At 72.1% G+C, this 12684-nt stretch carries 12 protein-coding genes; 4 read left to right on the top strand and 8 right to left on the bottom strand.

Features of this window, described 5'->3' with window-relative positions:
* The first annotated feature begins 194 nt into the window (after window positions 1-194).
* Complete coding sequence (locus tag ASG96_RS06845; RefSeq protein WP_056752522.1) at window positions 195-755, top strand: TetR/AcrR family transcriptional regulator; 561 nt, start codon at window positions 195-197, stop codon at window positions 753-755.
* Window positions 756-765: 10 nt separating this feature from the next.
* Here the strand turns inward: ASG96_RS06845 and ASG96_RS06840 are convergent, their stop codons facing one another.
* Both ASG96_RS06840 and ASG96_RS06835 read right to left on the bottom strand, forming a co-directional pair.
* Complete coding sequence (locus ASG96_RS06840; RefSeq protein ID WP_056752520.1) at window positions 766-1185, bottom strand: hypothetical protein; 420 nt, start codon at window positions 1183-1185, stop codon at window positions 766-768.
* Between the two features lie 98 nt (window positions 1186-1283).
* Window positions 1284-3248 carry an alpha/beta-hydrolase family protein gene (locus ASG96_RS06835; protein WP_056752519.1) on the bottom strand — a complete coding sequence of 655 codons (1965 nt, stop codon included), beginning with the start codon at window positions 3246-3248 and terminating at the stop codon, window positions 1284-1286.
* A gap of 178 nt (window positions 3249-3426) precedes the next feature.
* Here ASG96_RS06835 and ASG96_RS06830 point away from each other — a divergent pair, with 178 nt between their 5' ends.
* Window positions 3427-4824: an ATP-binding protein gene (locus tag ASG96_RS06830; protein WP_082588491.1), complete on the top strand. Its 1398-nt coding sequence runs from the start codon at window positions 3427-3429 to the stop codon at window positions 4822-4824.
* A gap of 30 nt (window positions 4825-4854) precedes the next feature.
* On the opposite strand, the gene ASG96_RS06825 is transcribed toward ASG96_RS06830, so the two are convergent.
* From ASG96_RS06825 to ASG96_RS06815, 3 genes are read right to left on the bottom strand one after another with little or no spacing between them, the layout of a single operon-like run.
* Window positions 4855-6048: an ABC transporter ATP-binding protein gene (locus tag ASG96_RS06825; RefSeq protein ID WP_200962660.1), complete on the bottom strand. Its 1194-nt coding sequence runs from the start codon at window positions 6046-6048 to the stop codon at window positions 4855-4857.
* Complete coding sequence (locus tag ASG96_RS06820; RefSeq protein ID WP_200962659.1) at window positions 6045-7661, bottom strand: iron ABC transporter permease; 1617 nt, start codon at window positions 7659-7661, stop codon at window positions 6045-6047. The genes ASG96_RS06825 and ASG96_RS06820 overlap by 4 nt, the downstream gene beginning before the upstream one ends.
* Window positions 7662-7668: 7 nt before the next feature.
* Complete coding sequence (locus ASG96_RS06815; protein ID WP_057587482.1) at window positions 7669-8709, bottom strand: iron ABC transporter substrate-binding protein; 1041 nt, start codon at window positions 8707-8709, stop codon at window positions 7669-7671.
* 128 nt (window positions 8710-8837) lie between these two features.
* Between ASG96_RS06815 and ASG96_RS06810 the strand changes: the two genes are divergently transcribed.
* Window positions 8838-9182, top strand: a complete 345-nt coding sequence (locus ASG96_RS06810; RefSeq protein ID WP_056752513.1) for an Lsr2 family protein — start codon at window positions 8838-8840, stop codon at window positions 9180-9182.
* Between the two features lie 24 nt (window positions 9183-9206).
* Here ASG96_RS06810 and ASG96_RS23180 read toward each other — a convergent pair whose 3' ends face one another.
* From ASG96_RS23180 to ASG96_RS06800, 3 genes are all read right to left on the bottom strand, one after another.
* On the bottom strand, window positions 9207-9422 hold the full coding sequence (locus ASG96_RS23180) for a hypothetical protein (protein ID WP_157610718.1): 216 nt from the start codon (window positions 9420-9422) through the stop codon (window positions 9207-9209).
* A gap of 125 nt (window positions 9423-9547) precedes the next feature.
* On the bottom strand, window positions 9548-9934 hold the full coding sequence (locus ASG96_RS06805; RefSeq protein ID WP_056752510.1) for a DUF805 domain-containing protein: 387 nt from the start codon (window positions 9932-9934) through the stop codon (window positions 9548-9550).
* Between the two features lie 164 nt (window positions 9935-10098).
* Entirely contained in the window at window positions 10099-11280 is a 1182-nt protein-coding gene (locus ASG96_RS06800; protein ID WP_057588341.1) for a phytanoyl-CoA dioxygenase family protein, read from the bottom strand.
* A gap of 182 nt (window positions 11281-11462) precedes the next feature.
* Between ASG96_RS06800 and ASG96_RS06795 the strand changes: the two genes are divergently transcribed.
* The gene (locus ASG96_RS06795; RefSeq protein ID WP_056752506.1) at window positions 11463-12515 is read left to right on the top strand and encodes a LacI family DNA-binding transcriptional regulator; all 1053 of its coding nucleotides are present in this window, start codon (window positions 11463-11465) and stop codon (window positions 12513-12515) included.
* Window positions 12516-12684: the final 169 nt, after the last annotated feature.

The raw sequence follows: 12684 nt of genomic DNA, 5'->3' as shown, positions 1-12684 counted from the left end.
GGATCGACCGGGCGTCGCTGACCGTCCGATCAAAGTTAACCGATCGGCTAAGTGACTGACAAGCCGATCGGCTAGCTCCGCTAGGGTGACGCGCACCACCTCCCAGCGGGCCCCAACGGCTCGCCCGGTGGGCACGGCCGGCAGCACACGGCATACGACACCGGTCCCCGACACCCGACGCGACGGAGGCGACCATGGCTCGACCCCAGGCCCCGCGGGGCCACGGCCGGCGGCGCGTCATCGACGCCGCCGTCGAGCTCTTCGCCGTGCACGGGGTCAGCGGCACGTCGCTGCAGATGATCGCCGACGACCTCGGGGTCACGAAGGCCGCCGTCTACTACCAGTTCCACGCCAAGGAGGACATCGTCCTCGCCGTCCTCGAGGAGGCGCTCGTCGACATGACGGCCTTCGTCACCGCAGCGGAGTCGCTGCCCACCCCCGACGGGGCGGCGATGGCGGCGCTGCGCGGGCTCGTCGACCTCATGATCGGCCACCGCAAGGTCGTCGCGGCGCTCATGCGCGACCCCGAGGTCGAGCGCATCATGGCGGCCCACGACGACCTCACCTCGCTCGTCGGACGACTGACCTCACTGCTGCTCGGCCCCACGCCCGACCTGCGCCGCCGCATCGCCGTCTCCGTCGTCGGTGCCGGCGTCGCCGCGGCCGGCATCGACCCGAAGCTCGACGACGTCGACGACGAGACACTGCGCGCCGAGCTGCTCGAGCTCGGGCCTGCCTGGCTGTCCCGAGCCTGAGCGCACCCGGTCAGAGATCGCTGAGGTCGACCGAGGTCAGTCCCCAGATGACGAGCACGTCGAGGGCGATGATGACGATCCCCCAGAGCGGGTAGTACGGCAGCCAGAGGAAGTTCGCGAGCGCCGAGAGCACGGCGAGCGCGACGCCGACCGACCGGGCCAGGACGTTGCCGGTGAAGATGAACCCGCCGGCGACGGCCGCGCACAGGCCGATGATCATGTGGAACCATCCCCACGCCGTCGCGTTGAAGGTGAAGAGGTAGTTCGGCGTCTTGACGAGGAAGTCGTTGCCGTTGACGACGGCGATGAGGCCCTCGATGAACTGGAACACGCCGACGACGAGCATGATCGTCGCGGCGAACGTGCTCGCACCGGCCGCCCAGAGCGTGCGCGCGCGACGGGTGGGAGCGGTGGGGGTGGCGCCGGCCATGGCGTTCTCCGTTCGGTTGGTGGTGCCTGGTTGTGGTTGGTTCTGGCGGTTTCTGCGCCAGGTCTGGGGTCGATCTGGTGGTGCTGTCGGTGGGGACCTCAGGCGAAGACCCCTTCGCGGAGCTCCTCGCGGACGCGGACCGCGGCCTGGATGGCCTGCATCTGCTCGTCGGTGCACTCGAGGCCGTAGACGTCGCGGACGAACTCCGGCAGGTCGGCCCGGTAGTCGTGGGCCCAGGCCCTGAACTCGCCCGGCAGCTGGGCGTTCTTCATGTCGATGAGGGTCTGGAAGAACGTCGTGACGGGACGCCACCGCATCCCTGCAGGTATGCCGCGTGGTGACCGCAGCGTCACGTCCTCGCGACGCGGGCGGCCGGGTCCGAGCCAGGGCGGTCTGCGGTTGAGCAGGTCGGGACCGAACTTCGTCACGCCGTCGTTGTCGTGGCTGAGCAGCACGTAGCGCAGCCGGTCCCGTGCCTCCTGGCCCAGGGCCACGAGCTGCTCGTGGTCGTTGACGACGGCGACGAGGCTCGTGTCGACGTCGGGCCGCGGGGCGCCGGTGACCTCGTGCATCCACTTGCTGCCGCCGGGCGTCCCGATCCACAGGGCCCGGTCTATGCCGAGCGCCTGCGGGCCGAGGGTCCCCCAGCCGAGCAGCACGTCCTGGCTCGTGTGCGCACCGAGCGACTCGCCGAAGAGCACGACCTCGGGCCGCTCGTCCGGGGGCATGGCGCGCACCCGCTCGAGGATGCGCAGCCAGAGCAGCCGGTTCTGCTGGCGGGCGTCGCGGACCTTGCCGAGCGAGAGCGGCGACGGGCGCTTGGAGTACTGCATCGTGACGCTCGCGACGTCACCGCGGGTGAGGTACTGCGCGGCGGCGATGGCGACGTAGTTGACGTAGCCCGTCCCGGTCGGAGACACGAGCATGAGCATCGACCGGGACCACGCGTCGGTCCGGTCCATCTCGGCGATCGCGAGCTCGACGCGCTCGGTGGGGGTCGGTGCGCTGTCGAGGCCGACGAACACCTGGACGGGGTGGGCGCGGGCGGGCTCGCCCATGACCGTCGCGATGGACAGGTCGGGCGGTGTCCTGCCGTCGGGGAGGGCCTGCGGGTTGGCTACGGGCGCGGGTCGCACGTAGGTGACGGCGTGCCGCCGGCCCTCACGCCCGAGGGAGTCCCACGACACCAGGCTCGCCGGGTCGCCACTGGTCATCGGATCGGTCCAGACGCCGGGTGCCGCGCGCATCCACGGGTCCACCGTGGTCGTCACGGCCTCGATGCGCTGCATGGCGCGGGTCCAGAGGGCACTGACGACGACGCCGGCCCCGGCCACGAAGACGGCGTGCGAGGCCAGCTGCCAGGCGAGCCCGGCACCGGGCGTCTGGCCCGGGGCGAGGCGCCGCACCTGCTCGGCGGTCCATCGTTCGACCCAGCCGGCCCCGTAGAGGACCGCGAGCACGCCGCCGCCGGCGGCGAGACCCTTGAGCGTGGGCACGTCGTCGACCGTGTCGAGCCCGGCTTCCGAGCCGGTCCGCCGGGTCCGCTCGAGGACCGCAGACGTCGCCAGGCCGACGGGGATCGACAGGGGCAGCGCCGCGAGGCGCCCGTCGGCGCCGATGGCCCGGTCGAGCCGGCGCACCCCGGCGGTGGCGCCGATGAGGACCGAGCCACAGAGGGCCGCGGATCCCATCCGCCAGGCGCCCTGCCGCAGGACGCCCTCCCTGGCCGTGGCGACACCCCGCCGGTCGAGGTAGGCCGCGAGGCCGAGTCCCAGCGGCGCCATCGCCAGCTCGCAGCCCAGGGCAGCCGCCGAACGGCGCCGGTCCTCGGACCACGCGTCGGGGAACACGACCCACGACGCCGCCGCCCCGGCGACGACGTCGATGACGTCCTGTGCCGTGAGGGCGAGCAGGTAGCTCGACCCGCTCGAGAGTCCGGTGATGATGCCCTGGTCGGCCCACGAGCGTTTCGACAAGGACGGCGCGAGGGTCGACGGCGTCACGAAGGAGGCCATGACGAGGCCGACCTTCTGTCCTGTGTGGACGAAGTCAGACTGCTCCATGGGCCCTCCCGGCGCTCGACCGGTCGCGGACCGACCTGACGTCGCGCCCGCTCCTGCTCCGAGCATGGTCACGTCGGGAGTCGTTGCGGTCACCCCTCAAGGGTGATCTTCGTGCGGGACGGGAGGCCTTCTGCGCCAAGGGGTGCCCACGCGGGCCGGGGGTGAGCATCATGGGTCCATGACTGCGAACGCCGAGGTCGAGCCAGCGCCTGTCGCCACCCACCTGGAGTCCACGGACGGGAGGTCGTTCGTGGCTCGGGGCCCGGCGAGCGAGCGTCCGTTGGCGGGCGACTACCTCGAGCTGGACGGCGAGGACGGTGTGCTCGCCTTCGTCGAGGACGTCTCGAGCGACGGCCTCGGCTTCGCGGCGACCGGTACGCTGGTGCAGGTCGGCTCCGGTGCGCAGGCGCGGCCGGCGGACGCCGCCTGGCACGACGTCGCGGTACGCCCGACGCGCCCCGACGCCGTCCATCGCCTCCTGTCGGGCACCGACCCGGAGCTGCACCTCGGCCAGCTCGCCGGCCAGGACTCGGTCGGCGTCGCCCTCGTGCCCAACCGACTCAACCGGCACACCTTCTGGTGCGGCCAGAGCGGCTCCGGCAAGACGTACGCCCTCGGCGTGCTCCTCGAGCGCATCCTCGTCACGACCCGGCTGCCCATGGTCGTCTTCGACCCCAACAGCGACTTCGTGCGGCTGCACGAGCAGGCCGTCGAGCCGGGCTCGGACCAGGCACGCGCGCTGCAGGAGCGCGAGGTCGTGGTCCTGCGGCCCGACGACCCCGACTCACCGCTGCGCGTGCGCTTCACCGAGCTGACGTCGCGGGCCAAGGCCGCGGTGCTGCGGCTGGACCCGGTGGTCGACCGCGCTGAGTACAACGCGCTCCTGCGCCTCTTCGACGGCGAGTTCAACACCGTCGAGGCCGGACAGATCGTGCCCTACCTGCGCTCGCTCGGGGACCCGGACGCCGAGGCCCTGGCCCAGCGCCTCGAGAACCTCGGGGTCGTCGAGTGGACGAAGACGTGGGCGTTCGGCGCGACCCCTGCGACCGAGGTCATCGCCCGCCGACCGGCGGCAACCGTGCTCGACCTCGGCGGCTACGACCGGTCCGAGGAGCAGCTCGCCGTCGCCCTCGCCGTCCTCGACGACCTCTGGGCCCGCCGCGGGGAGCGTCGCCCGCTGCTCATCGTCGTCGACGAGGCGCACAACCTGTGCCCGCCCGACCCGGAGACCCCGCTCGGGGTCGCGGTGCGCGACCGTCTGATCCAGATCGCCGCCGAGGGCCGCAAGTACGGTCTGTGGCTGCTCCTGTCGACCCAGCGCCCGTCCAAGGTGCACCCCGGGATCGTGTCGCAGTGCGACAACCTCACCCTGATGAGGATGAACTCACGCGACGACCTCGAGCAGCTCGCGTCCGTGTTCGGCTTCGTCCCCCGCGGGCTGATCGCGCAGGCGGCGCGCTTCCGCCAGGGCGAGGCCCTCCTGGCCGGTGGCTTCGTGCCCATGCCGAGCGTCGTGCGGGTGCGCGGCCGCGTCACCCCGCAGGGCGGCACCGACGTCCCGGTGCCGATGCCCTGAGGGCCGCGCAGACTCCGGGGCGATCGCCGGCTAGGCGCCCGGGCCCGTCGGGGACGACGGGGACGACGGGGACTTCGGCAGGAGGGCGGGGAAGGCGATGGCCTCGCCCTCGATGCGCAGCCGCAGCTCGGTGCCCTTGGCGGCGATGAACGCGTTCGAGTGGCGGATGCTGATGATCTCGCCACCTCGCGCGAGCGCCGATGTCTCGCAACCGGGTTCGCGGCTCGACGTCAGCTCGAGCCGGACCGTGCTCTCGGGGCCGAAGTAGTCGGTGTCGACGACGACGCCGCGGATCGGGCCGTGCTCGTCGACGCGGATCTGCTCCGGCCGGAGCATGAGCTGGACGCGGCCGCGCAGCGACGTCTCCGCGACCGGGACCGCCCCGAGCGAGCACGTGGCGGTATCGCCGTCGACCCACGCCTCGAGCATCACCGCGTCACCGAGGAACTCGGCCGTGGCGCGGTCGACCGGCCGGGTGTAGACCTCGAGCGGGCTGTCGACCTGCGCGAGCAGGCCGTCGCGCATCACGGCGACCTGGTCGGCGAAGCTGAGCGCCTCCGCCTGGTCGTGGGTCACGAGGACGGTCGTGATGCCGGCGTCGTGGAGCACCTTGGCCACGGTGCGTCGGGTCGCCACCCGCAGGCCCGCGTCGAGGGCCGAGAACGACTCGTCGAGGAGCATCAGCTCCGGCTCACGGGCGAGGGCCCGCGCGAGCGCCACGCGCTGTTGCTGCCCACCCGAGATCTCGTGCGGGCGCCGTGCCGCGAGCGCGCTGTCCAGCGAGACCATCTCGAGCAGCTCGGCGACTCGTGCCCGTGCGGCCTTGCGGCCACCGGACAGGGCCGAGGTGTCGATGCCGAAGGCGATGTTCTGGCCGACGGTCAGGTGCGGGAAGAGGGCGCCGTCCTGGGCGACGTAGCCGACGTCGCGGTGGTGCGCCGGGACCCAGGCGTCGGCGCTCGCGAGCGCACGCCCGCTCAGGGTCACCGCGCCCGCGTCGGCACGCTCGAAGCCGGCGATGAGCCGCAGCAGGGTGGTCTTGCCCGAGCCCGACGGGCCGACGATCGCGGTGGTGCTGCCGGGGTCGACCGACAGCGTGACGCCGCGCAGCACCTGCTGCGGGCCGAAGCTCTTGGTCAGGCCGCTGACCTCGAGGCGGCCCCGCGCCGACGGGTCGTGGTAGCCGACCCGTGGGCTGGGGGTCGACGGGGATGTCGTGGTCATTGTCCGGCCGCTTTCTTCGACTGCTGGAAGAGCAGGTAGGTCATCGGCGCCGAGAGCACGACCATGAGGAGGGCGTACGGCGCGGCGCCGGCGTAGTCGATCTCGCTGCTCTTGGCCCAGAACTCCGTCGCTAGCGTGGTGGTGCCGTTCGGGGCGAGCAGCAGGGTCGCCGTCAGCTCGTTGACGATGGCGAGGAACACGAGCGCCGCCCCTCCGGCCGCCGCCGGTGCGGTGAGCCTGAGCGTCACCCGGACGAAGGCGCCGAAGGGGCGCACACCGAGCGCCTGGGCCGCCTCCTCGAGCTCGCGCGGAGCCTGCGCGAGCCCCGAGCGCAGGCTGACGAGGGCACGGGGCAGGAAGAGCAGCACGTAGGCGGCGACGAGGACGACGGCCGTCTGGTAGAACGCCGGCAGGAACCGGATGCTCACGGTGACGAAGGCGAGGCCGACGACGATGCCGGGCATCGAGCTCGTGATGTAGTTGGACAGCTCGAGCGAGCGGGTGAACCAGCTCGGGCGCCGCACGGCGAGGAAGGCCATCGGGAAGGCCACGAGTGTCGTCGCGGCCGCACCGGCCACGCCGTACAGCAGCGTCTGGAGCAGGGCCGGGATGATCTCCTCGGGCACCCAGATCTCCGAGCCGCCGAGCACCACCCACCGGAGCACGAACCACATCGGGACGCCGACGGCGAGCACGACGAGGAGCAGCAGCGCGAGCTGCGCCGGCACGTGGAGCCCGCCCAGCGGCATACGCCCCGGGGCGGCCTGCCCGCCGGAGCCGACGCGGGCGTAGCGAGCGGTGCCGCGACTGCGCACCTCGGCGACGAGCAGCAGGAGGCACAGGACGACGAGCACGCTGGCGAGCATGTTGCCGGCGGCGCCGTTGAAGGTCGACTGGTACTGCACCATGATCGCCGTCGTGAAGGTGTCGAACCGGATCATCGCGAAGGCGCCGTACTCGGCCAGCAGGTGGAGGCCGACGAGCAGCGCGCCCCCGGTCATCGCGAGCCTCAGCTGTGGGAGCACGACCCGTCGGAAGACCTGCCACGGCCCGAGCCCGAGCGAGGCCGCCGACTCCTCGAGCGACGGGTCGAGGCGGCTCAGGGTCGCCGCAGCCGGGATGTAGACGAGCGGGAAGTACGACAGCACCGAGATGAGCACGCCGGCCGAGAGGCCGGCGAGGGACGGGACGGCCGACACCCAGCCGTAGCTGTTGACGAACGCCGGGATGGCGAGCGGCGCCGCCAGCGCGAGCGCCCAGAACCTGTTGCCGCGCAAGCTCGTTCGCTCGACGAGCCACGCGCCACCGACTCCGAGGGCGAGGCACAGGGGAATCGAGAAGAACATGAGCAGGATCGTGTTGAGCAGCAGCTCGCCGACCCGCGCCCGGAAGATCAAGGCGACCGCGGCATCCCATCCCGTCGCCACCGTCATTGCGATGACGTAGCCGAGGGGCACGAGCGAGAAGAGGGCGATGAGCACGGCGATGACCGCCAGGACGGGCGGCCGCCGACGCCCGGACGCCGGACCCGGGCGGGTGCCCGGGCCCGGCGTGGGAGCCGTGCCGGCGCCGGTCGCGCGGTGCGCGCCCGGTCCGGTGAGGTCGGTGGTCACCCGAGAACTACAGCAGACCCGCCTTGGTCATCAGATCGGTGACCGTGGCGGAGTTGAGCTTGGCGGGGTCGACCGTCGGGGCCTGGAGGTCCTTCAGGGGCACGAGCGCCGGGTTCGACGGCACGTCGGAGCCGACGGCGTACTCGAAGGAGGTGCCCTTCTGCAGCACCTCCTGGCCGGCCTTGCCGGTGACGAACTTCAGGAAGGACTGAGCGGCAGCGGCATTCTTCGACGACTTCAGCACGCCACCGCCGGAGACCGAGACGAAGGCGCCCGGGTCCTGGTTCCTGAAGTAGTGGGTGCCGACGTTGGCCGAGTTCTCGCCCGTCTTGGCCCGGTCGCCGTAGTAGTAGTAGTGGTAGATCAGCGCGGTCTCGACCTCGCCGGAGTTGACCGCCTTCATCGCGGTGCTGTTGCCCTTGTAGGCCTTGGCGTTGGTCTTCATCGCGGTCAGCCAGTCGTTCGTGACGGCCTCGCCCTTGAGCTCGAGCAGGGCCGAGACGATGGCCTGGAAGTCGGCGCCGGACGGCGACGCGGCCCAGCGGCCCTTCCACTCCGGCCTGGCGAGGTCGAGCATCGAGGCGGGGAGCTGGTTCTCCTGGAGCGTGCGCTTGTCGTAGACGAGGACCGTCGAGCGGGCCGCGATGCCCGTCCACTTGCCCGTGGACGGGCGGAAGCCGGCGGGAACCTGGGCGAGGGTGGCCTGGTCGACGTCGGCGAAGAGCCCGGCGTTCTCGACCTGCGTCATGGCGGGGCTGTTCTCGGTGAGGAAGACGTCGGCCGGCGATGCCGCGCCCTCCTGCATGATCTGGTTGGACATCTCGGTGTCGTCGCCGTTGCGCACGGTCACCTCGATGCCGGTCTGCTTCGTGAACGCGTCGACCCACTCCTTGGTGAGGCTCTCGTGTTGCGCGTTGTAGACGGTGATGCTGCCCGTGCCGGCGCTCGAGCCGCCGTCCGCGGACGAACCGGAGCCGCAGGCCGTCAGGGCGAGGGCACCGGCCGCCGCGATGGCGACGCCGATGGAGGTATAGGGGCGGGAGGTCATGTGAGCTGCCTTCGTGATCCGGAAAGGCGTGCCGGGCTCGTCCGAGGCACGCCTGAGTAGGTAAGGCTTACCTTACACAGACGGGAGGGTGGGTCCGACCACGGTCCGGCGCCCACTACGCTCGAGCCATGCGCCGGACCATCGTCTCCCTCGTCGACGACCTCGACGGCACGGAGGCCGCGGAGACGGTCACCTTCGGGATCGACGGTGACACCTTCGAGATCGACCTCTCCGAGGCCCACGCCGAGGCACTCCGCTCGACGCTGGACGCGTGGGTGGAGAAGGCACGGCGCGCCGGCGACGAACGACGGACGCACACCGGACCCACGCGCCTGACGACGGTGCTTCCCGCCGTGGGCGAGTCCCGCAACGCGCTGATCCGCGCCTGGGCGGCGGAGGTGGGGCACCACGCACCCGCGAGGGGACGCATCCCGCAGTCGGTCGTCTCCGCGTACGACGCCGCCCACCGGTAGCCGCCGGCTCCGCCCTCCGGCGTCTCACGTCGCGGGGCGGTCGTGGTACTCCTGCTCCGTCATCCGCTTGCCGTGGACCCAGTACTGCACGCTGCCGTCCTCGGCCTCGACGGCCGGCCCGTCGAGCCGGTGCAGCCGCGCTGCCGTGAAGTAGAGCGTGTCCCCGCGGGCGACGATCACCTTGTCGTAGCCGCCGGTGGGGTGTGGGGTTCCGCTTCTCCAGTCGGGCTGCGACGTCACGGTGCTGGGGTCTCCGGATCTGTGGGGTCGAACGGTCAGGGCTGCCTCGTGCTCCACGGTACTGCGAGCACCGCACACGAGAGGCCCCGCCCCGCGAGCGCGGAACGGGGCCTCTCGGTGGACGGTCAGCTGTAGGAGGGCGCGCTGCCGACGGCCTTGGGCGACGGGCCGTACTGGTTGTCGCCGTGGCTGTCCTGGACCGCGAAGACGATCAGGACGATGGCGCCCACGAACGGGACGAGGCCGATGAGGATCCACCAGGCGCTACGGCTCGTGTCGTGCAGGCGACGAGCCATGACCGCGAGGTTGGGCAGGAGCAGGGCGAGCGCGACGATGCCGGACAGGACGCCGACCTGACCCGGCTTCGCACCCATCGCCTGGTCGATGACATTGGCGATGATGCCGACGATGGCCGCCGCCAGCGCCCAGAACCAGTACTCGGAGCGACGGGCGCGGCCGGAGAAGGTGGCGTACTTGGACAGGACGGTCTTGATGGCGTCGACGAACGACACGAGTTGCCTCCAGATATGGAAGGTGGGTCACCGCGGCTGCGGAGCGGCGCCGATGGGCGCGACGGTACCCAACCACGTGCAGGCCTCGCGTGGGGCGTTTTCGACACCGTGTCCTTGCTGCGACTCGTCGACGACCCGCGGGCGCCCCTGAGCCGCAGGCCGGTTCAGTGGCTCTCGCGGCCCGACTGCTGGCGCGACAGGCCGTCGCGAAGCTCGGCCAGAGGCACGTCGGCGGCCAGGGAGTCGGTGACGAGCTCGGCCTGCGTCCGCGGCGACATGCCGTCGACGGGCTGGTCCCGGTCGAGGTTCGTCGGGAACGCGTAGCCCTCGGCGCTCGCGGCGACGACGTTGGCGACCTCGCGCGGCGGCATCCCGGCGGCACGGGCCGCCACGAGGGCCGGGTGGACGGCCTCCACGACGCGCGCCCGGTCGACGGTCTCCATCGCCCGACCGAACGCCGAGCTGACCTGCAGCAGGTTCGCCATGCGGCGCACGTCGGTCGTGTGGTTGGTGCCGGCAGCATGCAGGAGTGCGGGGTTGAAGAACACGGCGTCGCCGGCCGAGAGCGGCAGCTGCACGTGGTGGGCCACGAAGTACGCCTGGAACTCGGGCTGCTGGTAGGCGACGTAGCCGTGCGTGTACTTCTGGCTGTGCGGCAGGTAGAGCGTCGGCCCGGACTCGACGGGCATGTCGACGTGGGCGACGGCGCCCTGCAGCGTCAGCACCTGCGAGAGGGCGTGCACGTGCGCCGGGTACCGCGCGCACGTCTCGGCCGACTGGAAGCCGAGGTGGTAGTCGCGGTGCACCGTCTGGCCGGCGCCGCCGGGGTTGACGACGTTGAGCTGCGAGGTGACCTGGTAGCCCGGGCCGAGCCAGGCCTGCGCGGCGAGCGCGAGGGCGTCGTTGGCGTAGTAGTCGACGAAGGCCGCGGGGTCGGCCACGGCGAGCTTCTCGAGGGCGTTCCAGATGCGGTCGTTCGCTCCAGGCTTGGCGAAGTGGTCGCCGGCAGCCGTGCCGCTCGCGCGCTGCTCGGCGATCATCCGCTCGAAGGCGGCGGTCGCGCGGTCGAGCGGCTCGGCCCCGAAAGCGCCTGCCAGCACGACGATCCCGGGCCCGTCGGAGAGGGCTCGCCCGAGCTCGGCCTGCACGTCGCCCCTCGTCGCGTCGTCCGCGGCCGTGTGCCGGAGGGTGGCCCAGTCGTAGACGAGGACCTCCTGCTCGACCCGGGTCGCGTGCGGGTAGTCGGCGAGGTCGGTCGTCTCGTCGAGCACGGCGAGCAGGTCGGACAGCCGAGCGTCCTCGGGACGGATCCAGCCGGTGCGTGCGCTGGTCGGCGTGATGGTCATGGTGCCCTCCTCGGGCGGATCGACGGTGATCAGGGGTGATCGGTAGTGGTGCGGGTGGGCCTGCACCGCAGGTGCGGTCGTGGCCAGTGCCTCAAGGATGCGGTCGGAGCGGTGGTCGTCGAGGGACCGGAAGACCTCAGAAACACCTCAGTGGAAGGGGTGTCCGGACTACTCTCGTGCTCATGGCCCCGCACCGAACCAGGTCGCACCGTGTGCGCGACATCGCCGAGCAGTCCGGCCTGTCGGAGGCGACGATCGACCGGGTGCTCCACGGCCGTCCGGGGGCGAGCGCCCGGGCCGTGCGCGCGGTCGAGCAGGCCGTGCTCGACCTCGACCGCCAGCAGACCCAGCTTCGGCTCGCGGCACGGACCCTCCTGCTCGACGTCGTGGTCCAGGCACCGTCGCGCTTCAGCTCGGCCGTCCGCGCCGCCCTCGAGGACGAGCTGCCGGCCCTGCGACCCGCTACGGTGCGAGCGCGCTTCCACCTGCGCGAGAACGCCGACGTGGACGCCGCCGTCGAGGTCCTCGACGGCCTCGGTCGTCGAGGACGGGTCTGCCACGGCGTCGTGCTCAAGGCACCCGACGACCCCGCCGTGGCGTCCGCCGTGGCGCGCCTCGCCGCACGCGGCATCCCGGTCGTCACGCTCGTCACCGACCTGCATGACAGCGCACGGGTCGCCTACGTCGGGCTCGACAACGCCGCGGCCGGCGCCACGGCCGCCTACCTCGTGTCGCAGGTGCTCGGCGACCGGCCCGGCGACGTGCTGCTCACGCTGAGCCGGTCGTTCTTCTTCGGTGAGCGCGAGCGGGCCGACGCCTTCACGGCCACCCTCTCCCGCCTCGACCCCGACCGGCGCGTCCACACGATCTCCGACAGCGACGGGCTCGACGCCACGATGGGCGCCCTGATCGCCGATCTGCTCCGCTCGCAGCCGGACGTGCGTGCGGTCTACTCGGTCGGCGGCGGCAACCGCGCCATCGCCGGTGCGTTCACCACGGCCGGCCTCACGCCGGTCGTCTTCGTCGCCCACGACCTCGACGAGGACAACCTCGACCTGCTGCGCTCCGGGGTGCTCACCGCCGTGCTGCACCACGACCTCCACGCGGACATGCGGGCCGGCGTGCGCCAGGTCATGCGCGCCCACCGCCTCGTGCCCGGCGCCCCCACCTCGGTCGCGGCCCACGTCGAGGTCGTGACGGCATACAACATCCCTCCGCGGATCCACGCCCACTGACGACCGGCGCGGGCGGGCTGCGGTACTGAGGGCTTATTGAGGGGTTCGGCCGGCGCCACGCCGCCGCGAGGAGCCCCACGCTGGGGTCATCAACCGGGACCACGACGTCCTCGGTCGCCTCGGCGGATCGGGTGCGCGGGGTCGTGGCACTCGCACCCGCCCCGAGGAG

This window comes from Terrabacter sp. Soil810 (assembly GCF_001429645.1).
GTDB lineage: Bacteria > Actinomycetota > Actinomycetes > Actinomycetales > Dermatophilaceae > Terrabacter.
Note: the sequence above shows the minus strand (reverse complement) of the source record. Positions and strands in the feature narration are given on the sequence as shown.